Here is a 21,096-nt window from a genome sequence, read left to right on the forward strand (position 1 = left end):
GGACCGGCTGCCGCACCCGCCCGGCAGCCGGTGGGGTACGGCCGGACCGACCCCGCCCGCGGCTTCCGGCCCCGCCGGGTCGGAACCCAGGGCTTCAGGACCGGGATCGCCGTCATGAAGACACAGGCGGACAGCGAGCCGGCCGGACCGAACAGCACGTCCCCGCGCCGCCCCTCCCTGCCCAGGCCCCGGCCCCGATCGCCCCCTTGCCCCGCCCCCGTCCGCCTCCTAACCTCAGTTTGTGCCGCAAATAAACAAAACCCGTTCGCACAGCGTCGTGCCGGGTCACCACAGCGACCTCACCCGGCTCCGCGCGGCCCTGACCGCCTTCTTCGCCCTCGACGGCTTCATCTTCGCCGGCTGGGTCGTCCGCATCCCCGCCATCAAGGAACAGACCGGCGCCTCCGCCAGCACCCTCGGCCTCGCCCTGCTCGGCGTCTCCGCCGGTGCGGTCGTCACGATGATCCTCACCGGACGGCTGTGCCGCCGTTTCGGCAACCACCAGGTGACCGTCGCCTGCGCGGTCCTGCTCTCCCTGAGCGTCGCCCTGCCCCCGCTCACCCACTCCGCGCTCGCACTCGGCGCGGTGCTGCTGGTCTTCGGCGCGGCCTACGGCGGGATCAGCGTGGCCTTCAACAGCGCGGCGGTGGAGCTGGTGGCCGCCCTGCGCCGGCCGATCATGCCCAGCTTCCACGCGGCGTTCAGCCTGGGCGGCATGATCGGCGCGGGACTGGGCGCGCTCGTGGCGGGCGCTTTCTCCCCCACCCGGCATCTGCTGGGACTGACCCTGATCGGCCTGCTCGTCACCGCCCTCGCGGCACCGGCACTGCTGCGCCATCGGCCATCGAGGCCGCCGGCGGCACGACAACCGTTCCAGCCGTCGGAACCGTCGACACGCGGGCGATCCGCCGCGAGCGCCCCGCCCCGCCCCGACCGCCGCACCCGCGCCCTGGTGGCCGTCTTCGGCCTGATCGCCCTGTGCACGGCGTACGGCGAGGGCGCGCTGGCCGACTGGGGTGCGCTCCACCTGGAACAGGACCTCCACGCCTCCCCCGGCCTCGCGGCGATCGGCTACTCCTGCTTCGCGCTCGCCATGACCCTGGGCCGGCTGAGCGGAACGGTGCTCCTGGAGCGCCTGGGCCGGACCACCACCGTGGTCGCGGGCGGCACCACCGCCGCCGCCGGCATGCTGCTCGGCTCGCTGGCGCCCTCGCTGTGGGCGGCGCTGCTCGGCTTCGCGGTGGCGGGTCTCGGCCTCGCCAATCTCTTCCCGGTCGCGGTGGAACGGGCGGGTGCCCTCGCCGGCCCCAGCGGGGTCGCCGTCGCCTCCACGCTGGGCTATGGCGGGATGCTCCTGGGCCCGCCCGTCATCGGCTTCATGGCCGACTGGTTCTCCCTGCCGGCCGCCCTCACCAGCGTCGCGGCGCTCGCGGCGGCGGCGGCGCTGCTCGGGTTCGCGACGCGGCGCGTCACGGCGTAGCGAGGACCGAGGGACGAGGCCCGCTCCAAGACGGCGGTGGGAGAACCGACTTGCCCTGGAGCGTGCTCCATCCGGCAGACTCTGCCGTATGGAATCCACCGCTCTGGAGACAGGCCGCTACGTCGAGATCCTCGACAGGGAAGGCCGGTTGCTCGCCTCGGCCGCCGAACGGGCCGGGACCGGCGCCGCGGTGCCGACCTGCCCCGACTGGCAGGTGCGCGACCTGCTGCGGCACACCGGCGCGGTGCACCGCTGGGCCGCGTCGTACGTCCGGGAGGGCCACGCCGAGCGGCGCCCCCTCGGCGATCCGCCGGACCTCGACGGCGCCGAGCTGGTGGCCTGGTACCGCGAGGCGCATCGCCGGCTCGTCGACACGCTCGCCGGGGCGGCGCCCGACGTGGCGTGCTGGGCGTTCCTGCCCGCCCCCTCGCCCCTGGAGTTCTGGGTCCGCCGGCAGGCCCACGAGACCGCCGTGCACCGCTTCGACGCGGAGGCGGCACTCGGCGGCGGCACCCCGAGCCGGGTGGAGAGCGACTTCGCGGCGGACGGCATCGACGAGCTGCTGCGCGGCTTCCAGGCCCGTTCCCGGAGCCGGGTGCGCACGGACGAGCCCCGGATGCTGCGGGTCCGCGCCACGGACACGGACACGGTGTGGACCGTACGGCTGTCACCAAAGCCGCCGGTGACGACGCGGGACGCCTCGGGAGAGGCCGACTGCGAACTCTCGGGCCGGGCAGAGGAGTTGTATCTGGCGCTGTGGAACCGGCTGCCCGTTCCGTCGGTGACCGGCGATCGCGCGCTGGCCGACCTGTGGCGGGAGCGATCGGCCGTCTGACGCCGCGGCCCCGCGTTCAGCCCCCGCGTGTCCCGGCTCAGTCCTGCGCGTCCCGGCTCAGCATCCGGGTCAGCACCGCCCGCTGCACCGGCAGCACCTCGGCGTGCAGGGCGCGCCCCTTCTCGGTGAGGGCCACCCGCACTCCGCGCCGGTCCTCCGGGCACATGCCGCGACTGACCAGTCCGTCCTTCTCCAGCCGTGCGATCAGCCGGGAGAGCGCGCTCTGGCTGAGGTGAACGCGCTCGGAGATCTCCTGCACGCGGTAACTACAGGGCCCCTTCGGCGTCTCACCCTCGGCCAGCACGTCGAGGACCTCGAAGTCGCTGGCGCACAGACCGTGCCCGTGCAGGGCCCGGTCGAGTTCCCACTGGGTGTGCGCGTGCAGCGCGAGGATGCCCCGCCACTGCTCCACAAGCGCCTGCTCGGCCGCCTTCTTCGCCGCCATGCTCGCACCGTAGCAGAGAAGTCACTTTGTTGCACCTGAATTTAATGCGCTTGCATTGGATGCAGCTGCATGTAGTCTCCCGTGCCATGACCTCTCCGCTCACTGCTCCCACACCTGAAGTGCGGCCCGAGGTGCGCTGGACACCCCGGCTGTGGGGCACCCTGCTCGTGCTCTGCGCCGCGATGTTCCTCGACGCCCTGGACGTGTCCATGGTCGGCGTGGCCCTGCCGTCCATCGGCGCCGACCTCGGCCTGTCCACCTCGACCCTGCAATGGATCGTCAGCGGCTACATCCTCGGCTACGGCGGCCTGCTGCTGCTCGGCGGCCGCACCGCCGACCTGCTGGGCCGGCGCCAGGTCTTCCTGGTGGCTCTCGGTGTCTTCGCCCTCGCCTCACTGCTCGGCGGACTCGTCGACTCCGGCCCGCTGCTCATCGCCAGCCGCTTCATCAAGGGACTGAGCGCGGCCTTCACCGCCCCGGCCGGCCTGTCGATCATCACCACGACGTTCCCCGAGGGCCCGCTGCGCAACCGGGCCCTGTCCATCTACACCACCTGCGCGGCCACCGGCTTCTCGATGGGCCTGGTGCTGTCGGGCCTGCTCACCGAGGCCAGCTGGCGGCTGACCATGCTGCTGCCCGCGCCCATCGCCCTGATCGCGCTGGTCGCCGGCCTGAAGCTGCTCCCGCGCAGCACCCGCGAACGCGACCACCGCGGCTACGACATCCCCGGCGCCATCCTCGGTACCGCCGCCATGCTGCTGCTGGTGTTCACCGTCGTCCAGGCGCCCGAGGCCGGCTGGGCCACCGCCCGCACCCTGCTGTCCTTCCTCGCGGTGGCCGTGCTGCTGACGGCGTTCGTGCTCGTCGAGCGGCGTTCGCCGGGGCCGCTGGTGCGGCTCGGCGTGCTGCGCTCCGGCACCCAGGTGCGCGCCCAGCTCGGCGCCATGGCCTTCTTCGGCTCGTACGTCGGTTTCCAGTTCCTGGTCACCCTGTACATGCAGTCGCTGCTGGGCTGGTCCGCGCTGCACACGGCGCTCGCCTTCCTGCCGGCGGGCGCGCTGGTGGCCGTGTCGTCGACGAAGGTCGGCGCGATCGTCGACCGGTTCGGCACCCCGCGCCTCATCGCGACCGGCTTCGCGCTGATGGCCGCCGGGTACGCGCTGTTCCTCGGCGTCGACCTCGACCCGGTGTACGCGGTCGCGATCCTGCCGAGCATGCTGCTGATCGGCGCGGCCTGCGCACTGGTCTTCCCGTCGCTGAACATCCAGGCCACCAACGGGGTCGACGACCACGAACAGGGCATGGTCTCCGGACTCCTCAACACCTCGGTGCAGGTCGGCGGCGCGATCTTCCTCGCCGTCGTCACGGCGGTGGTCACCGCCCACGCCCCCGAGAGCGCCTCCCCGCAGGCCGTCCTCGACAGCTACCGGCCGGGGCTGATCGTGGTCACGGGCATCGCCGTGGCGGGCCTGCTCATCGCCCTGACGGGCCTGCGCACCCGGCCCGCCCAGGCGTCGGTCCTGGTCGCCAAGTCCACCACCCCGGAGGCGAAGCGCGTCCCGGTACGCGACTAGGGCTGTCTGACGATTCCCGTCGTCCGCCCGGAGGGCGGACAGGGGGGAATGGCCAGCAGGCCCTGGGGGACCGCCTCCCCCCGCGCTCGGCGGAGCCCGCTTGCTCCGCCGGGCGCGCGGCTGTGAGACTTGCGGTATGACGCATAACGGGGGACGGCGCGGTCAGGCCGAACGGGACGCGATCACCGTCGAGATCGGGTACGCGCTGTGCAGCGCGGCGTTCGCGGCGGCGGTGGTCTTCGGGGCGATCGCCGGTCCGGCGTTGCTGTTCGAGCTGCCGCGCACACTCTCGGCGCTGCTGCTGCACACCGGCCAGGTGGTCGCTCCGGTGCTGTTCGCGGCCCGCGTGATCGCGGTGCTGGTCCGCTTCCGCACGGTTCCTCAGCCGAGCCGGCCCGGCCGCACCAACCCGGACTCGTAGGCCAGGACGACGAGCTGGGCCCGGTCGCGGGCGCCCAGCTTCACCATCGTGCGGCTCACATGGGTCTTGGCGGTGAGGGGGCTGACCACCAGGCGGTGGGCGGTCTCCTCGCTGGAGAGGCCGATGCCGACCAGCGCCATCGCCTCCCGCTCCCGCTCGGTGAGCGAGGCCAGCGCTCCGGCCGCCGCGGGCTCCTCGGAGCGGGCGGCGGACTCGGCGATCAGCCGCCGGGTCATCCCGGGCATAAGAGCAGGGCGTTCCCAACCACCACCGCCCGCACCGACGCGCAGCACTTCGTACGGCTCGCGGTGTTCTGCACCAGGAAGCCGAAGGCGCCCGCGCGGATCGCCTCGAAGACGTACTCGTCCTGCTCGAACGCGGTCAGCACGACCACCCTGGCGTCCGCCGGCGCGGTGTCCTCGGTGATCCGGCGGGTCGCGGCCGGCCCGTCGAGGACGGGCATGCGGATGCGTCTCCGGGCTGCGCCGGACGCCGGGGGCGGGCCGCGACCGTCCTGGACCGGCGCGGCACCACGTACCGGCTGACCGGCGCGGACCTCGACGACCTGCCGGAGCGGCGCGAGCCGGTCGACGCGGCCACGCGCCGCACCGGACACGGGCCGACTGGAGCGGCCGGTCGAACCGGCCCCGCGCGCCGAGGAGGTGTGGGGGGAAGCTCGCCGAGGTGTCGGGGCACCACAGCTGGGGCGCCCGTGCTGGACGGGGAGCGCCTCACCGTCCTGCCGGCCCCGTCGACACGGCCTACTCGTGCACCAGTCCCACGGAGTGGGCGAGTCGGGCCACGGCGTGCCGGAAGAACGGCTCGCGGTCCTCGACGACCCGGTTGAACTGGCCGAAGACCTCGAAGCCCACCAGCCCGTACAGCTCGGCCCAGGCCGCGACGAGCACGGCCACCACCTCGGGCGGCAGGTCGGGGGCGATGTCCGCGGTGAGGCGCTCGGCCTCGGTGCGCAGCTCGGCGGGCAGGGGCGTCTTGGCCACGCCCTGGCCCCGGTGGGCGTCGCGCACGATCCGAATGAGGAGGAGCCCGACGCGGGCCGCGGGCGGCACCGTGGTCTGCGGGGCGGTGTAGCCGGGCACGGGCGAGCCGTAGATCAGGGCGTACTCGTGGGGGTGCGCCAGGGCCCAGGCGCGCACCGCCTCGCAGACGGCGGTCCAGCGCCGCACGGGTCCGGCGGCGGCGACCGCGTCGTGCGCGGTCTCGGCGGCCTCGCCGAGGGAGTCGTAGGCGTCGATGATGAGCGCGGTCAGCAGGTCGTCACGGCTGGGGAAGTAGCGGTAGAGCGCGGAGGAGACCATGCCCAGCTCGCGGGCGACCGCGCGCAGGGACAGCTTGGCGGCGCCGTCGAGCGCGAGCTGGCGGCGAGCCTCGTTCTTGATGGCTTCGGTGACTTCGAGACGGGCGCGGGCGCGGGCGCCACGCGGGGTGCTGGGGGCGCCTGCCGTGCCGGGGGTGTCCGGGGTGCCGCGAGTGCTGCTGCTCATGGGGAGGAGTCTTCCATGTTTCAGAGCGGTGCACACAAACGAGAGCACTGCTCTTGCTCTGGGGCAGCACTCTCGTGCACACTGCTCTCAAGCGAGAGCAGTGCTCACAAACGAGAGCACCACTCACCGGCAGAGCACCGCACACCGCCGCACACCGCAGAGCGCCCCGCTCACCCAACCCCAGGGAGACCCGCCATGCCCGCCCACGTCCGCAAGCCCGGCTGGCTCACCGTCAACGTCTTCAACCGCGCCGTCGCCTGGCTGACCCGCCGCGGCATCAGCGTCTGGGGTTCCCGCGTCCTCGCGGTCCGCGGCCGCAAGAGCGGCCAGTGGCGGACCACCCCGGTCAACCTGCTGACCATCGACGACCGGCACTACCTCGTCGCCCCGCGCGGCCACGTCCAGTGGACGCACAACATGCGCGCGGCGGGCGGCGGCGAACTGCGGCTCGGCGGGAAGGCCGACGTCTTCACCGCGACCGAGGTCGCCGACGACGACAAGCCGCCGCTGCTGCGCGCCTACCTCAAGCGGTGGAAGGCCGAGGTGGGCGTCTTCTTCAACGGCGTCGGCCCGGACTCCTCCGACGCCGAACTGCGCCGTATCGCCCCCGACCACCCCGTCTTCCGCGTCGAGATCACCTCGGCCGGGACGGCCGGCTGACCTCAGGACGACTGACCGGTCTCAGGACGGCCGGCCTCGTCGCCGGCCGCGGACCGGCGGTCCAGCGCCGTCAGCGCGCGCTGGGCGATCGGCCGGGTCCGGACGATCTCGCCGAGGGAGGTCGAGCCACGGGTGATGTCCATGAAGGCCCGCCAGGCCGGCCGGAGGCCGGTCAGGGCCGCGTGGAACAGGCCGGGCCGCCGTTCGAAGACCTGGAGCAGCCGCTTGCCGACGGCCATCTCCACGCCCAGCCCCGCCTTGACGGCGAACGCGTAGTTGAGCGCCTGGCGGCGGGTGTCCACGGCGTCGTGCGCCTCGGCGATGCGTACCGCCCACTCCCCCGCGAGCCGCCCCGAGCGCAGCGCGAACGAGATGCCCTCGCGGGTCCACGGCTCCAGCAGCCCCGCCGCGTCCCCGCACACCAGCACCCGCCCGCGCGAGAGCGGCGAGTCGTCGGCGCGGCAGCGGGTCAGATGCCCGGAGGAGATGCTCGGTTCGAAGCCGGCGAGGCCGAGCCGCCCGATGAAGTCCTCCAGGTACCGCTTGGTCGCGGCGCCCTCGCCGCGCGCCGAGATCACGCCGACGGTCAGCGTGTCGCCCTTGGGGAACACCCAGCCGTAACTGCCGGGGATGGGCCCCCAGTCGATGAGGACGCGTCCCTTCCAGTCCTCGGCGACGGTCTCCGGCACCGGGATCTCCGCCTCCAGGCCGAGGTCCACCTGCCCGAGCTTGACGCCGACGTGCGCTCCTATGCGGCTGGCGCTGCCGTCCGCGCCGACCACGGCCCGCGCCAGCAGCGTCTCGCCGCCCTGGAGGACGACGGCGACGGTACGCCGGTCCGGGACCGCCGAGCCGTGCTGCTCGACCCGCTGCACGGTGACACCGGTGCGCAGCTCGGCGCCCGCCTTCTGCGCGTGCTCGACCAGTTGCTGGTCGAACTCGGGCCGGTTGATCAGCCCGAAGAGCATCTGCCGGGAGCGCCGGGTGCGGCTGAAGCGGCCGTTGTGGGAGAACGTCACCGCGTGCACGCGGTCCTTGAACGGCAGCTCGAAGCCGGGCGGCAGCGCGTCGCGCGAGGGACCGATGATGCCGCCGCCGCAGGTCTTGTAGCGGGGCAGCTCCGCCTTCTCCAGCAGCAGCACGCGCCGCCCCGCGACCGCCGCCGCGTAGGCGGCCGAGGCCCCCGCGGGTCCCGCGCCCACCACGACGACGTCCCACACCTGCCGGACGTCGTCCGCCGAAGAGTTCTCGCTGCTCACGATGGTCTACCGCTCCCGATCCTGCCGGCTGCCGCTCCCCCGGCTCTCGGCTCGTCGAGCTGGGGGACCCCCATGTCCCTCGCATCCTACGGCGAAGATCGTGGCGGGCCGCTGTGGGAGGATCGGCGGTATCCGCACCGTACAACGTCGCACCCACAAGGAGCGTGCCCATGTCGTCGAATCCGGTCGCCGAGACCGTCGCCTCGCTGATGCCCAGGGCGAAGGCGGAGCTCACCGAGCTGGTGGCCTTCAAGTCGGTGGCGGACTTCGACCAGTTCCCGAAGAGCGAGAGCGAGGGCGCGGCCCGCTGGGTCGCGGACGCGCTGACCGCCGAGGGATTCCAGGACGTGGCCCTGCTCGACACCCCGGACGGCACCCAGTCCGTGTACGGCTACCTGCCCGGCCCCGAGGGCGCCAGGACGGTCCTGCTGTACGCCCACTACGACGTCCAGCCGCCGCTCGACGAGTCGGCGTGGACCACCCCGCCGTTCGAGCTGACCGAGCGGGACGGACGCTGGTACGGCCGGGGGGCCGCCGACTGCAAGGGCGGCGTGATCATGCACCTGCTGGCGCTGCGCGCGCTGAAGGCGAACGGCGGCATACCGGTGCACGTGAAGGTGATCGCCGAGGGCTCCGAGGAGATGGGCACGGGCGGCCTGGAGCGGTACGCCGAGGCGCACCCGGAGCTGCTGGCGGCCGACACGATCGTCATCGGCGACGCGGGCAACTTCCGCGTGGGCCTGCCCACCGTGACGTCGACGCTGCGCGGGATGACCCTGGTCCGCGTCCAGATCGACACCCTCGCGGGCAATCTGCACTCGGGCCAGTTCGGCGGTGCCGCGCCGGACGCGCTGGCCGCGTTGATCCGCGTGCTGGACTCGCTGCGCGCCGAGGACGGCTCGACGACGGTGGACGGGCTGACCGGTGAGGCGTCGTGGGACGGTCTCCAGTACGACGAGGAGCAGTTCCGCGAGGACGCCCGGGTGCTGGACGGCGTGGAGCTGATCGGCTCGGGTACGGTCGCCGACCGGATCTGGGCGCGGCCCGCGGTGACCGTGCTGGGCATCGACTGCCCGCCGGTGGTCGGCGCGACCCCGTCGGTGCAGGCGAGCGCCCGGGCACTGGTGAGCCTCAGGGTGCCGCCGGGCGTGGACGCCGCCGAGGCGACCAAGCTGCTCCAGGCGCACCTGGAGGCGCACACGCCGTGGGGTGCGCGGGTGAGCACCGAGCAGATCGGCCAGGGCCAGGCGTTCCGCGCCGACACCACCAGCCCCGCGTACCAGGCGATGGCCGACGCGATGGCGGTGGCGTACCCGGGTGAGGAGATGCAGTACGCGGGGCAGGGCGGCTCGATCCCCCTGTGCAACACCCTCGCGGCGCTCTACCCGCGCGCGGAGATCCTGCTGATCGGCCTGAGCGAGCCGGAGGCGCAGATCCACGCGGTGAACGAGAGCGTGTCGCCCCAGGAGCTGGAGCGGCTGTCGGTGGCGGAGGCGCTGTTCCTGCGCAACTACGCGGCGAGCTGACACCACACCCTCGGCTCTGCCCACAGCTAAGGGCCCTCGCCTGCGGGCGGGGGCCCTCTACGGTCCCGTCATGGACGTCATCGAACTGCTCCCCCGCCTGCGTCTGCTGCGTTTCCCGGTCGGCCAGGCCTATCTCTGGCGCGACGGCGACGAGTTCACCCTGATCGACGCCGGCCTCGGCGGCTCCGGCGCGGCCCTCGCCGAGGTGGTCGGCACGCTGGGCGGGACCCCGGGGGACGTACGGCGGATCGTGCTCACGCACTTCCACGAGGACCATGTGGGCGGGGCGGGCGAGTTCGCCGCGCTGAGCGGCGCGGAGGTGTACGCGCACCGGCTGGACGCGTCGTTCGTCCGGGGTGAACTCCCCGGTCCGCCTCCGGTGTTCGAGGACTGGGAGCGCCCGATCCACGCCGCGGCGTCCCGGCTCCTCCCGCCGGACGACTTCGCGCGCCCGGCGAAGGTGGCCGAGGTGTCCGACGGTGACGTCCTCGACTTCGGCGGCGGGGCGCGGGTCGTCCACGCGCCCGGCCACACGGACGGCAGCATCGCGCTCCATCTCCCGGAGCACGGCGTGCTGTTCACCGGGGACGCGGTGGCGGCGTCCCCGGTGGACGGCGCGGTGATGATGGGCGTGCTGAACCTGGACCGGGCGCGGACCCTCGCGTCCTTCCGGCGGCTGGCGGCGCTCGACACGGACGTGGCCTGCTTCGGGCACGGAGATCCGGTCGTCGGCCGGGCAGGGGAGGCGCTCAGGAAGGCGGCGGAGGCTTACGCCTAGGGGGCGAAACGCCCCCCAGGGGTGTCCAGGCGGGGCGGGCGCGACTGCGCGGGCACCCCCTGGCTCTCGCCCGGCCGGTCGCCGACGGGGGTGCCGGCCTCCAGGTACACCGCCGCCCCGCGTTCGCGGGCCCGCAGCGCCCAGCGCAGCCGTGCGTAGCGCACCGGCGGCAGCAGGTCGGCTGCCTCCTGCTCGGTGACGAAGCGCCAGGCGCGCAGTTCGGGTCCGGGCAGCAGGACACCGGCGGCGCCGGCGGAGTCGAGCCGTCCGCCGTCGAAGAGCAGCCGTAGTCCGCCGTAGCCGGGCGGTGCGGGCGGCTCCCAGTCGACGACGAGCAGGCGCGGTTCGTCCGCCAGGTGGATGCCGGTCTCCTCGGCGACCTCGCGGATCCCGGCCCGGGCGGGCGCCTCGCCGGGTTCCACCACGCCGCCGGGGAATTCCCAGCCGGGCTTGTAGGTGGGATCGACGAGCAGCACCCGGTCCTGCTCGTCGAAGAGCAGCACTCCGGCGGCCAGCGTCTCGGCGGTGGGCTCGGGGGTCTGCACGATGTCGCAGACGGGCGCGGCGCCCGAGGCGACGGCCTCCGCTATGCGGGCGGCGGTCTGGTGCGGGGTGAGGGCGCCGTTGTCGATCGGATGGGCGTCGGTGGCGAGCCAGGAGGCGAGCGCGGCCTGGTAGGGCTCGATGTGGTCGTAGGACCACTGCCGGATCCGCATCTCGCCGTCGGGGAGGTCCGGGGGGACCTCCCGGTTGGCTATTCGTTCCCGCAGGATCGTTTCGTCCGGGGCGAGCAGGACATGGTGGACGGGGATCCGGCGGGCGGCGAGCCCGCCGAAGATCTCGTCGCGGTACTCCTGCCGGAGCAGGGTCATGGGCACCACGAGGGTGCCGCCGAGTTCGGCGAGCATCGCGGCCGCGGTGTCGATGACGAGCCGGCGCCAGATCGGCAGGTCCTGGTAGTCGCCGACCTCGGCGAGGCGTTTGGCCGGCAGCAGATGCGGGATTTCGCCGCCGATGACCTCGGGGTCGAAGAGCGTGCTGTTCGGGATCAGTTCGATCAGTTCCCGCGCGGTGGTGGTCTTCCCCGCACCGAACGTGCCGTTGATCCAGACGACGGTCACGTTTCCCCCTCTTCTGTTGGACCCCTGTGGCTTGCCCGCTCCACCCTGCCATGGAAACGCGCCCCCGTTGAGGGCGCACAAGCGGAAGGCGCCGGTCCCCTGGCACGGGGAGCCGGCGCCTGCTGGTCCTGGGCCGCTTGGTCAGTTCTTCTCGCCGGAGGCGTCGTCGGACGTCTCGTCGCCGGACGTGTCCAGGCCGCCCGTGGCGATGACCGGGTCGAGGCTGCTGACGGTGTCGCCCACGCTGAGGTCGCTCGGCTGTTCCCCGAGCGCGTGCGACGGGGTGATCGCCGCGACGACGAATCCGGTGGCGAGGGAGGCGATGGCGAGCATGCTGCGCTTCTTCATGCCCCGTCCAACTGCGAACCGGGTCCGAGGTCACGGCCCGGCTGCCATCGGCCCGGCCGCACGACCGAACGTCCCCGCTCGCCCCGCGCCCCCACCACGTCGCCCCACCACGTCGGCTCACACCCCCGCCGCCGCTCGGTTCACACCCCCGCCGCAGCCTTCCCCGCCCGCCGGGACAGGGCCGCGGCCGCCGCGCCCACCAGCCCCGCGTCCGTGCCCATCTGGGCCGGGGCCACGGCGAGGTGCCGGACGAAGGAGAGGGTGGCGTAGTCGGCGAGTGCCGTGCGCAGGGGTGCGAACAGGACCTCACCCGCCTTGCCGACGCCGCCGCCGATGACGGCGATGTCGATCTCGACCAGGGTCGCGGTGGCCGCGATCCCGGCGGCCAGCGCCTGGGCGGCCCGCTCGAAGGAGGCCACGGCGACCGGATCGCCCGCCCGGGCCGCGGCGGCCACCGCGGCGGCGGAGGTGTCGCCGTCCGGGCCGGGCCGCCAGCCGTTCTCCAGGGCGCGCCGGGCGATGTTCGGGCCGCTCGCGATGCGCTCCACACAGCCGCGCGCCCCGCACGGGCACGGGTCGCCGTCGAGGTCCACGCTGATGTGGCCGATATGGCCCGCGTTGCCGGTGGGGCCGGGGTGCAGCCTGCCGTTCAGGACCAGACCGCCGCCGACGCCCGTCGAGACCACCATGCACAGCGCGTTGTGGTGCCCGCGCGCGGCACCCTGCCAGTGCTCGGCGGCGGTGATCGCCACCCCGTCGCCGATCAGCTCGACGGGGAGCCCGCCGGTCGCCGCCCGGACCCGCTCGACCAGCGGATAGCCCCGCCAGCCGGGCACGTTCACCGGGCTGACGGTGCCCGCGGAGGCGTCCACGGGGCCCGCGCTGCCGATGCCGACGGCGTCCACCCCGCTCCACAGCGGCGCGGCGGCCAGTTCGTCGAGGACGTCCGCCACGGCCCGCATCACGGTGTCGCCGTCCTCCTGTGCGGGCGTCGGGCGGTGGGCGCGCACCACGATCCGGCCGCCGCCGTCCACCAGCGCGCCCGCGATCTTGGTGCCGCCGATGTCGAGCGCGGCCACGAGGTCGGTGTGCATCAGAGTCGGATCTCCCCGTCAACCAGGTGTGTTCTCCCCTTCTGCCAGGGGAGACGGGTGGGCCCGGTGCCGCGGTGGGGCGCGGGACCGGAGTCTGCGGTGGACAGTCTCTCCCGGCCATGACAACGTTGTCCAGGCTCTATGCTCGACGCCACATCCTCATACACCCCATGGACCGACGCACCCCGTGGACCACAGGACAGGACAGCGCATCGTGCCCGAGACCATCCGCCGAGCAGACCGCCTCCCCGGGAACCGTTACGGCAACCGGCCCACCATGAAGGACGTCGCGGCGCGGGCCGGGGTCGGTCTGAAGACGGTCTCCCGGGTCGTCAACGGCGAGCCGGGCGTGACCCCGGAGACCGAGCAGCGCGTCCAGGACGCCATAGCGGCCCTGGGATTCCGCCGCAACGACAGCGCGCGGGTGCTGCGCAAGGGCCGTACCGCCAGCATCGGCCTGGTCCTGGAGGACCTCGCCGACCCGTTCTACGGCCCGCTGAGCCGCGCGGTCGAGGAGGTGGCCCGGGCCCACGGAGCGCTGCTGATCAACGGCTCCAGCGCCGAGGACCCGGAGCGCGAGCAGGAGCTGGTGCTGGCGCTGTGCGCCCGGCGGGTGGACGGCCTGGTGGTGATTCCGGCCGGTGACGACCACCGCTATCTGGAGCCGGAGATCAGTGCGGGCGTGGCCACCGTCTTCGTGGACCGTCCGGCCGGGAAGATCGACGCCGACGTGGTGCTCTCCGACAACTACGGCGGCGCCCGCGACGGGGTGGCCCATCTGATCGCGCACGGGCACCGCCGGATCGGCTTCATCGGCGACATGCCCCGCATCCACACCGCCGCCGAGCGGCTGCGCGGCTACCGGGCCGCCATGGAGGACGCGGGCATACCGGTCGAGGACGCGTGGATGTCGCTGGGCGTCACGGATCCGGGACGGGTGCGCCGCGCGGCCGAGGGGATGCTCTCCGGCCCGGCTCCGGTCACCGCGATCTTCGCCGGCAACAACCGGGTGACCGTCACCGTGGTCCGGGTCCTGGCCGAGCGGAGCCGCCGGGTCGCGCTGGTCGGGTTCGACGACATCGAGCTGGCCGACCTGCTCCAGCCGGGCGTCACGGTCGTAGCCCAGGACGCGGCGGCGCTCGGCCGTACCGCCGCCGAACGGCTGTTCCGCCAGCTGGACGGCTCCCTGGTCGCCCCGGAGCGGATCGAGCTGCCGACCCGGCTGATCACCCGCGGCTCGGGCGAGCTGCCCCCGGCGGACTGAGGACCCCGGGCCCGGCCGCGACGACCGCGACGCCGTATGCTGCGCGCGCTCGGCCCGCCGAGGCGCCGCGCGAGCATCCGCTGATCTGTCCGGACGCCAGGCCAGAGGGGTCCGGGCCCTCACGGGGCCGTTCGCGGCGCCCGGCGGCGTCGGGGAGCTGTTCGCCGTCCGGCGGGCCCGGCTGCCCGTGCGCGGGTGCGGGGCCGGCGCGCCGCACCGGCATCCCTGCCGGCGACGGCCGCTGATCACCGGGCTCCTCACGGGCTCCTCGCCGCGCTCCCCGGACCGCCGACCGGGCCGCTACTTGGCCGAGGCCGTCAGGTCACCTCGGCGGGGTGCGGCGAAGCCCTCCAGGTCGGCGCGGGTCAGCCCGGTCAGCCTGGCGACCTCGGCGATGTCGAGGGCGCCGCAGTCAAGGCCGCGCAGCAGGTAGCCGCTGAGCGCCTTGGCGGTGGCGGGCTCGTCCATGACGTCGCCGCCGGCCCGGTTGGCGTAGCGGGCGAGGCGGCCGGCGGCCTGCTCGAAGCCCTCGCGGTAGAAGGCGAAGACGGCCGCGTAGCGGGTGGGGATATGGCGGGGGTGCATGTCCCAGCCCTGGTAGTAGGCGCGGGCCAGGGCGCGGCGGGTGAGGCTGTAGTGCAGGCGCCAGGCGTCGTGCACCTTCTCGGTGGAGCCGATCGGCAGCACGTTGGTGGAGCCGTCGCAGACACGTACGCCGGTGCCCGCGGCGGCGACCTGCATGATGGCCTTGGCATGGTCGGCGGCGGGGTGGTCGCTGGCCTGGTAGGCGGCGGAGACGCCGAGGCAGGCGCTGTAGTCGAAGGTGCCGTAGTGGAGGCCGGTGGCGCGGCCATCGGCGGCCTGGATCATCCGGGCGACGGTGGCGGTGCCGTCGGCGGCGAGGATGGACTGGCTGGTCTCGATCTGGATCTCGAAGCCGATCCGGCCGGGCTCCAGGCCGTGCGCCTTCTCGAAGGCCTCCAGCAGCCTGACCATGGCGGTGACCTGCTCGGGGTAGGTGACCTTGGGCAGGGTGAGGACCAGCCCGTCGGGCAGTCCGCCGGCCTTCGTCAGGCCGGTGAGGAAGATGTCGAGGGTGCGGATGCCGCGGTCGCGGACGGCGGCTTCCATGCACTTCATGCGGATGCCCATGTACGGGGCCGCCGTGCCGTTCCGGTGGGCCTCGGCGATCAGGCGGGCGGCGCGGGCCGCGTCCTGGTCCTCGTCCTTGCCCTGGTAGCCGTCCTCGAAGTCGACGCGCAGGTCCTCGATGGGTTCGCGTTCCAGCTTGGCGCGGACGCGGGAGTACACCGGCTCGGCGAGGTCGTCCGCGAGGCCCAGGGCGGCGGCGAAGGTCACGGCGTCCGGGGCGTGCTCGTCGAGGGCGGCGAGGGCCTGGTCGCCCCAGGAGCGGACGGTGTCGGCGGCGAAGGCGTCACCGGGGACGTAGACGGTGTGGACGGGCTGGCGGGTGCCGGGGTCGCCGGGGTAGAGCCGCTCCAGTTCGGCGTCGACCGGCGCGAGGGAGGCGCTGATCTCCTCGCCGACGGCGCCCGCGAGGCTCGTCGCCACCTGCTCCTGCTGGCCCTGACCCATTCCCACACCCTCCTATTTTCCGTTGTACGGAATCGATAATCCGCAGACCGAAGTTATCCGGGTGACTTCCGCTGGTCAACACCCGTCCGCAGCATGGTCCGTCCTGGACGCCTCTCCCGCGCGCCGGGCCGGGACGCGCCGAGGCCCCCGTGACCGTCGGCGGTCACGGGGGCCTCGGCACAGCCGTGCGAGATCAGCCCTTGCGGGCCTTGATCTCTTCGGTCAGCTGCGGGACGACGTCGAACAGGTCACCGACCACGCCGTAGTCGACCAGGTCGAAGATCGGGGCCTCGGGGTCCTTGTTGACGGCCACGATGGTCTTCGAGGTCTGCATACCGGCACGGTGCTGGATCGCGCCGGAGATGCCGGAGGCGATGTACAGCTGCGGCGACACGGACTTGCCGGTCTGGCCGACCTGGTTGGTGTGCGGGTACCAGCCGGCGTCGACGGCGGCGCGCGAGGCACCGACGGCCGCGCCGAGCGAGTCGGCGAGCGCCTCGATGATCGCGAAGTTCTCCGCGCCGTTGACACCGCGGCCGCCGGAGACCACGATCGCGGCCTCGGTCAGCTCCGGGCGGCCCGTCGACTCACGCGGCGTACGGCCGGTGATCTTCGTGCCGGTGGCCTTCTCGGAGAAGGTCACGGACAGGGCCTCGACCGCGCCCGCGGCCGGGGCGGCCTCCACGGCGGCCGAGTTCGGCTTGACCGTGATGACCGGGGTGCCCTTGGCGACCCGGGACTTGGTGGTGAAGGCGGCGGCGAACACCGACTGGGTCGCGACCGGACCCTCGTCGCCGGCCTCCAGGTCGACGGCGTCGGTGATGATGCCGGAGCCGATGCGCAGCGCGAGGCGGGCGGCGATCTCCTTGCCCTCCGCGGAGGACGGGACCAGCACGGCGGCCGGGGAGACGGCCTCGTAGGCGGCCTGGAGGGCGTCGACCTTCGGCACGACCAGGTACTCGGCGTACTCGGACGCGTCGTGGGTGAGGACCTTCACCGCGCCGTGCTCGGCGAGCGCGGCGGCGGTGTCGGCGGCGCCGTTGCCGAGGGCGACGGCGACCGGCTCGCCGATGCGGCGGGCCAGGGTCAGCAGCTCCAGGGTCGGCTTGCGGACGGCACCGTCCACGTGGTCGACGTAGACGAGGACTTCAGCCATGGGACTTCTTCTCTCCTGCGTGCGAAGTTGAGGGGCGGTCAGCTGGGCGGGGCTCAGATGAACTTCTGGCCCGCGAGGAACTCAGCGAGCTGCTTGCCGCCCTCGCCCTCGTCCTTGACGATCGTGCCGGCCGTACGGGCCGGGCGCTCGGTCGCGGAGTCGACCTTGGTGTAGGCGCCGTCCAGGCCGACCTCTTCGGCGTCGATGTCCAGGTCGGACAGGTCCCAGGACTCCACCGGCTTCTTCTTGGCGGCCATGATGCCCTTGAAGGACGGGTAGCGCGCCTCGCCCGACTGGTCGGTGACGGACACGACCGCCGGCAGGGAGGCCTCGAGCTGCTCGGAGGCGGCGTCGCCGTCGCGACGGCCCTTGACCGTGCCGTCCTCGACGGAGACCTCGGAGAGGAGAGTGACCTGCGGGACGCCCAGGCGCTCGGCCAGCAGGGCCGGGACGACACCCATGGTGCCGTCGGTGGAGGCCATGCCGGAGATGACCAGGTCGTAGCCGGCCTTCTCGATGGCCTTGGCCAGGACCAGGGAGGTGCCGATGGCGTCGGTGCCGTGCAGGTCCTCGTCCTCGACGTGGATCGCCTTGTCGGCGCCCATGGACAGCGCCTTGCGCAGGGCGTCCTTGGCGTCCTCCGGGCCGACCGTCAGCACGGTGACCTCGGCGTCGTCGGCGTCCTCGGCGATCTGCAGCGCCTGCTCGACCGCGTACTCGTCCAGTTCGGAGAGCAGGCCGTCCACGTCGTCGCGGTCGACGGTCAGGTCATCGGCGAAGTGCCGGTCGCCAGTGGCGTCGGGCACGTACTTCACAGTGACAACGATCCTCAAGCTCACGCCGGCTCTCCTACTGCCTCGTCATTTCTCGGCTGCCTCTTGCAGGCAGCATAGGCGCCCCAAGCGGCCGATCCCGGCCGGGGCGGCCTGCGCTCCCGACCCGAATATTACTCGTCAGTACACCCAGTTCCTGCCCGCTAAGCAAGCGCTTTGAACTGTGACCTTCGCAACGCAGCGTAACCGGAACCGGACGCCTTCGCAGGCGCAGCCGCACGTGATCAATCACGCAGCTCGGTGAACCGGCCCTGGTGATAGAGCAGCGGACGGCCGGCGCCGGCGGGGTCGCCGACGACGACCTCGGCGAGCACGATGCGGTGATCCCCCGCGGGCACGCGCGCGTGGACCCGGCACACCAGCCAGGCCAGCACGTCGTCGAGCACGGGGACGCCTTCCGGGCCCTCCCGCCAGGCGGTGGGCGCGCCGAAGCGGTCGGCGCCGCTGCGGGCGAAGGTGGCGGCCAGCTCCCGCTGGTGCTCGCCGAGTATGTGGACGCCCACATGGTCCGCCTCGGAGACGGCCGGCCAGCTGGAGCCACCGGTGCCGATGCCGAAGGAGAGCAGCGGAGGGTCCGCGGAGACCGAGGTGAGGGAGGTGGCGGTGAAGCCGGCCGGACCGGAGGCCCCCCGCGCGGTGATCACCGCGACGCCCGCCGCGTGCCGCCGGAAGACGGCGCGGAGCAGGTCGGGGGAGGCGAGCTGAGGAGTGGTCAGGTCGGGGGTTGCCGTCATGGTGGCCTTCTGAGGGTGGGGACGAGCGGATCCGTGGCTGCTCAACAGTCCGGACAGCGTGCGCTCGCGGTGCGGGCGAGGTCGATGTGGGCCCGCCCGAAGAGGAGGAGTTCCGAAGGCATAAGGTCAGGCTGACGATAGCTGGCATGCACAGTCAAGTGCGTACCGGAATCTGGGAGATGCCTCACCTGCCCGGCAGCGGCCCCGCCGGCTCGTCGGGGGCCGCTCACACGGCCTGCCCGAGGGCCGCGATCACATCGGCCTTGCGGGGCTGTCCGGCGGCCCGCCGGACGATCCGGCCGTCGGCGTCGAGCACCAGCACGGTCGGTGTCTTGAGGATGCCGAGGCGCCGGACGAGGTCGAGACGGGCCTCGGCGTCGACCTCCAGATGGCGGACACCCGGCACCATGCCGGCCACCTCGCTCAGCACCCTCCGGGTGGCCCGGCAGGGGGCGCAGAAGGCACTGGAGAACTGCACCAGAGTGGCCCGCTCGCCGAGTTCCGCACCCAACTCGGCCGCCGCCAGCCGCTTTCCCTCGTCCTGCACGCGCACTCTCCCGCCCGGTCCCGTCGTCACTGTCGTGCAGCGTTCCGGGGGCCGCCGAGATTCCCGGCTCCCGGACGTCTCCCCCGGCGGCGCCGACCGCCGCGTTCCCCCGCGGGGTTTCCGGGTACCGCTTGGAGTGTGAGATGTATTCACTCGCACGCCGCGTCACGGTACGCGCCAAGTAAAGCGCGTGTAAAAGCCCAGGTGATCATGGGGGTGACGTGACGAGGATCTCGCCCAGGACGGGCACGGGGACTGGCTCAGCGTTCGTTCTTGGGGCACGATCTGCGAGATGCCGTAAACCTACGGCTGCGTAACTTTCCACTGGGAGTCCCTTCCCAGGCAGAGAAGGAAGGGTTCGTCTCGTCCATGGCAGAGCTCGTCTACCGTCCCGTCATCGGTCTCGCCCGCACGTTGTTCAAGGCGTGGGACCTCAAGATCGACTGCAAGGGGTCCGAGAACATCCCGCGCTCGGGCGGTGCCGTGCTGGTCAGCAACCACATCAGCTACCTGGACTTCGTCTTCAACGGACTGGCCGCGCTGCCCCAGAAGCGTCTCGTGCGGTTCATGGCCAAGGAGTCGGTCTTCCGGCACAAGGTGTCCGGCCCGCTGATGCGCGGCATGAAGCACATCCCCGTGGACCGCAAGCAGGGCGAGGCGGCGTACGCGCACGCCCTCGACTCGCTGCGCTCCGGAGAGGTCGTCGGCGTCTTCCCGGAGGCCACCATCTCCGAGTCGTTCACGCTGAAGAGCTTCAAGACGGGCGCCGCGCGCCTGGCGCAGGAGGCCGGTGTGCCGCTGATCCCGATGGCCGTGTGGGGCACCCAGCGGCTGTGGACCAAGGGCCAGCCGCGCAACTTCAAGCGCAGCCACACACCCATCACCATCCGGGTGGGCGAGGCGATCGAGGCGTCCCGCGACAAGTACGCCGGTGCCATCACCCGGCAGCTGCGGGAGCGCGTGCAGGAGCTGCTGGAGGCCGCGCAGCGGGCCTACCCGGTCCGCCCGAAGGACACCGACGACCCCTGGTGGCTGCCGGTCCACCTCGGCGGCACCGCCCCGACGGCGGAGGAAGTCCGCGCGGCCGAGGCCCGCTGACGCCGCACCACACTCCGCCCGCCCGCTCGCCGCGCGCCCGCACCGCTCTTCCGCGCCCCGTTCCGCCCTTCGCGCGCCCTCACCGCACCCCGCGCGGCGCCGTCGGCATGGTCCGGCCCGGCGACCTCGGGACCGACTGCGCTACGGGGGCGGATCGCTGCGGCGCTGGATCGAGGTGCCGGTGGCGGCTGCGGCGGTACTGGGACGGGCGGCTGGATCGCCGAGCCGTACCTCCAGGGCCGGCGTCCGCGCCCACTTCGGCCGGGACGCGCTGCGCGTCGTCCCGTGAGCGGCCACCGCCCCCGCAGCCGGGCGAACGGCCCGCCGCACGGAGCCGTCCCGGCTGTGCCGGCGGCCGCCGTGTCCGGTGTCGTCGCTCCCCCAGCACGCATGGCGGGAGACCAGCGATCGCGACCGGCCGGCGGCGCGGCGGGGTGAGCGCGGGCCGGGGAGAACGTCATCGCCCGCCTCAGAGGGCGGTCGGCAGCGTCCGGGAGAGGTACGCCCGGTCCGGGGCGGCCTTGAGGGCCCGCATGACCAGCGGGTGGGGCTGGCATACAGGGCCGGACAGTCCAGCTCGTCCGACTCCGGGTCGGCCGTGAAGGCCAGGCCCTCGCCGGTGAGCGAGAACGTCGCCCTGGCCCCCGCTCCCCCGCCGCGCGGGTCCAGCCGGTGCCACGCCCCGTCGAACCGGACAGCGACCAGCCCGCGCACCGCCTCGAACTTCTGGTAGCACAGGGCCGTCGGGATGTCCTCGGCGCGCAGCAGCGCGGCCAGCGCGTGGGCCTTGGCGTAGCAGATGCCGGTCCGCTGCCCGATGAC

At 73.3% G+C, this 21,096-nt stretch carries 19 protein-coding genes and 3 pseudogenes; 9 read left to right on the plus strand and 13 right to left on the minus strand.

What is annotated here, in order from left to right; translation table 11 throughout:
• Positions 1–277: 277 nt before the first annotated feature.
• Positions 278–1,480, plus strand: coding sequence for an MFS transporter (locus VE614_RS01205; protein ID WP_324930432.1), 1,203 nt, complete (start codon positions 278–280; stop codon positions 1,478–1,480).
• A gap of 88 nt (positions 1,481–1,568) precedes the next feature.
• Positions 1,569–2,315 (plus strand): maleylpyruvate isomerase family mycothiol-dependent enzyme, encoded by a 747-nt coding sequence (locus VE614_RS01210; RefSeq protein WP_414719467.1) that lies wholly within the window; start codon positions 1,569–1,571, stop codon positions 2,313–2,315.
• A gap of 37 nt (positions 2,316–2,352) precedes the next feature.
• Here the strand turns inward: VE614_RS01210 and VE614_RS01215 are convergent, their stop codons facing one another.
• Positions 2,353–2,760 carry a MarR family transcriptional regulator gene (locus VE614_RS01215; protein WP_324930435.1) on the minus strand — a complete coding sequence of 136 codons (408 nt, stop codon included), beginning with the start codon at positions 2,758–2,760 and terminating at the stop codon, positions 2,353–2,355.
• A gap of 86 nt (positions 2,761–2,846) precedes the next feature.
• Between VE614_RS01215 and VE614_RS01220 the strand changes: the two genes are divergently transcribed.
• The gene (locus VE614_RS01220; protein ID WP_324930437.1) at positions 2,847–4,334 is read left to right on the plus strand and encodes an MFS transporter; all 1,488 of its coding nucleotides are present in this window, start codon (positions 2,847–2,849) and stop codon (positions 4,332–4,334) included.
• 136 nt (positions 4,335–4,470) lie between these two features.
• Positions 4,471–4,755, plus strand: coding sequence for a DUF6332 family protein (locus tag VE614_RS01225; RefSeq protein ID WP_324930439.1), 285 nt, complete (start codon positions 4,471–4,473; stop codon positions 4,753–4,755).
• On the opposite strand, the pseudogene VE614_RS01230 reads toward VE614_RS01225, so the two are convergent.
• A pseudogene (locus VE614_RS01230) lies at positions 4,716–5,371 on the minus strand (LuxR C-terminal-related transcriptional regulator). The gene VE614_RS01225 and the pseudogene VE614_RS01230 sit on opposite strands and share 40 nt — an antisense overlap.
• Positions 5,372–5,516: 145 nt before the next feature.
• The gene (locus tag VE614_RS01235) at positions 5,517–6,260 is read right to left on the minus strand and encodes a TetR/AcrR family transcriptional regulator (RefSeq protein ID WP_324930442.1); all 744 of its coding nucleotides are present in this window, start codon (positions 6,258–6,260) and stop codon (positions 5,517–5,519) included.
• A 195-nt stretch (positions 6,261–6,455) separates the two neighbouring features.
• On the opposite strand from VE614_RS01235, the gene VE614_RS01240 reads away from it, so the two are divergent.
• A complete protein-coding gene (locus tag VE614_RS01240) occupies positions 6,456–6,920 on the plus strand; it encodes a nitroreductase family deazaflavin-dependent oxidoreductase (RefSeq protein WP_324930445.1) in 465 nt (154 codons plus the stop codon).
• A gap of 2 nt (positions 6,921–6,922) precedes the next feature.
• On the opposite strand, the gene VE614_RS01245 is transcribed toward VE614_RS01240, so the two are convergent.
• The gene (locus VE614_RS01245; protein ID WP_324930448.1) at positions 6,923–8,179 is read right to left on the minus strand and encodes a geranylgeranyl reductase family protein; all 1,257 of its coding nucleotides are present in this window, start codon (positions 8,177–8,179) and stop codon (positions 6,923–6,925) included.
• 170 nt (positions 8,180–8,349) lie between these two features.
• Here VE614_RS01245 and VE614_RS01250 point away from each other — a divergent pair, with 170 nt between their 5' ends.
• Together VE614_RS01250 and VE614_RS01255 are read left to right on the plus strand one after the other, a co-directional pair.
• The gene (locus VE614_RS01250) at positions 8,350–9,705 is read left to right on the plus strand and encodes a dipeptidase (protein ID WP_324930451.1); all 1,356 of its coding nucleotides are present in this window, start codon (positions 8,350–8,352) and stop codon (positions 9,703–9,705) included.
• Positions 9,706–9,775: 70 nt separating this feature from the next.
• Positions 9,776–10,483, plus strand: coding sequence for an MBL fold metallo-hydrolase (locus VE614_RS01255; RefSeq protein WP_324930454.1), 708 nt, complete (start codon positions 9,776–9,778; stop codon positions 10,481–10,483).
• Positions 10,484–10,563: 80 nt separating this feature from the next.
• Here VE614_RS01255 and VE614_RS01260 read toward each other — a convergent pair.
• The 3 genes and pseudogenes from VE614_RS01260 to VE614_RS01270 form a co-directional block, all read right to left on the minus strand.
• Positions 10,564–11,604 (minus strand): annotated as a pseudogene (locus tag VE614_RS01260) (NUDIX hydrolase); the annotation flags it as partial.
• A gap of 141 nt (positions 11,605–11,745) precedes the next feature.
• On the minus strand, positions 11,746–11,952 hold the full coding sequence (locus VE614_RS01265) for a hypothetical protein (protein ID WP_324930457.1): 207 nt from the start codon (positions 11,950–11,952) through the stop codon (positions 11,746–11,748).
• Between the two features lie 140 nt (positions 11,953–12,092).
• Positions 12,093–13,046, minus strand: coding sequence for an ROK family protein (locus VE614_RS01270; RefSeq protein ID WP_324930460.1), 954 nt, complete (start codon positions 13,044–13,046; stop codon positions 12,093–12,095).
• Positions 13,047–13,260: 214 nt separating this feature from the next.
• On the opposite strand from VE614_RS01270, the gene VE614_RS01275 reads away from it, so the two are divergent.
• Positions 13,261–14,310, plus strand: coding sequence for a LacI family DNA-binding transcriptional regulator (locus VE614_RS01275; RefSeq protein WP_324930463.1), 1,050 nt, complete (start codon positions 13,261–13,263; stop codon positions 14,308–14,310).
• 300 nt (positions 14,311–14,610) lie between these two features.
• Here the strand turns inward: VE614_RS01275 and VE614_RS01280 are convergent, their stop codons facing one another.
• From VE614_RS01280 to VE614_RS01300, 5 genes are all read right to left on the minus strand, one after another.
• The gene (locus VE614_RS01280) at positions 14,611–15,906 is read right to left on the minus strand and encodes a DUF6986 family protein (protein WP_324930466.1); all 1,296 of its coding nucleotides are present in this window, start codon (positions 15,904–15,906) and stop codon (positions 14,611–14,613) included.
• A 193-nt stretch (positions 15,907–16,099) separates the two neighbouring features.
• Positions 16,100–17,062 carry an electron transfer flavoprotein subunit alpha/FixB family protein gene (locus VE614_RS01285; RefSeq protein ID WP_324930470.1) on the minus strand — a complete coding sequence of 321 codons (963 nt, stop codon included), beginning with the start codon at positions 17,060–17,062 and terminating at the stop codon, positions 16,100–16,102.
• Positions 17,063–17,115: 53 nt separating this feature from the next.
• Positions 17,116–17,901, minus strand: coding sequence for an electron transfer flavoprotein subunit beta/FixA family protein (locus VE614_RS01290; protein WP_324930474.1), 786 nt, complete (start codon positions 17,899–17,901; stop codon positions 17,116–17,118).
• A gap of 218 nt (positions 17,902–18,119) precedes the next feature.
• Complete coding sequence (locus tag VE614_RS01295; RefSeq protein WP_324930478.1) at positions 18,120–18,629, minus strand: flavin reductase family protein; 510 nt, start codon at positions 18,627–18,629, stop codon at positions 18,120–18,122.
• A gap of 226 nt (positions 18,630–18,855) precedes the next feature.
• Complete coding sequence (locus VE614_RS01300) at positions 18,856–19,206, minus strand: thioredoxin family protein (protein WP_324930482.1); 351 nt, start codon at positions 19,204–19,206, stop codon at positions 18,856–18,858.
• A gap of 339 nt (positions 19,207–19,545) precedes the next feature.
• On the opposite strand from VE614_RS01300, the gene VE614_RS01305 reads away from it, so the two are divergent.
• Entirely contained in the window at positions 19,546–20,274 is a 729-nt protein-coding gene (locus tag VE614_RS01305; protein ID WP_324930484.1) for a lysophospholipid acyltransferase family protein, read from the plus strand.
• A 469-nt stretch (positions 20,275–20,743) separates the two neighbouring features.
• Here the strand turns inward: VE614_RS01305 and VE614_RS01310 are convergent.
• Positions 20,744–21,096, minus strand: a pseudogene (locus VE614_RS01310) (transglutaminase); the annotation flags it as partial.

The sequence above is a fragment of the Streptomyces sp. genome (genome assembly GCF_035645055.1).
GTDB lineage: Bacteria > Actinomycetota > Actinomycetes > Streptomycetales > Streptomycetaceae > Streptomyces.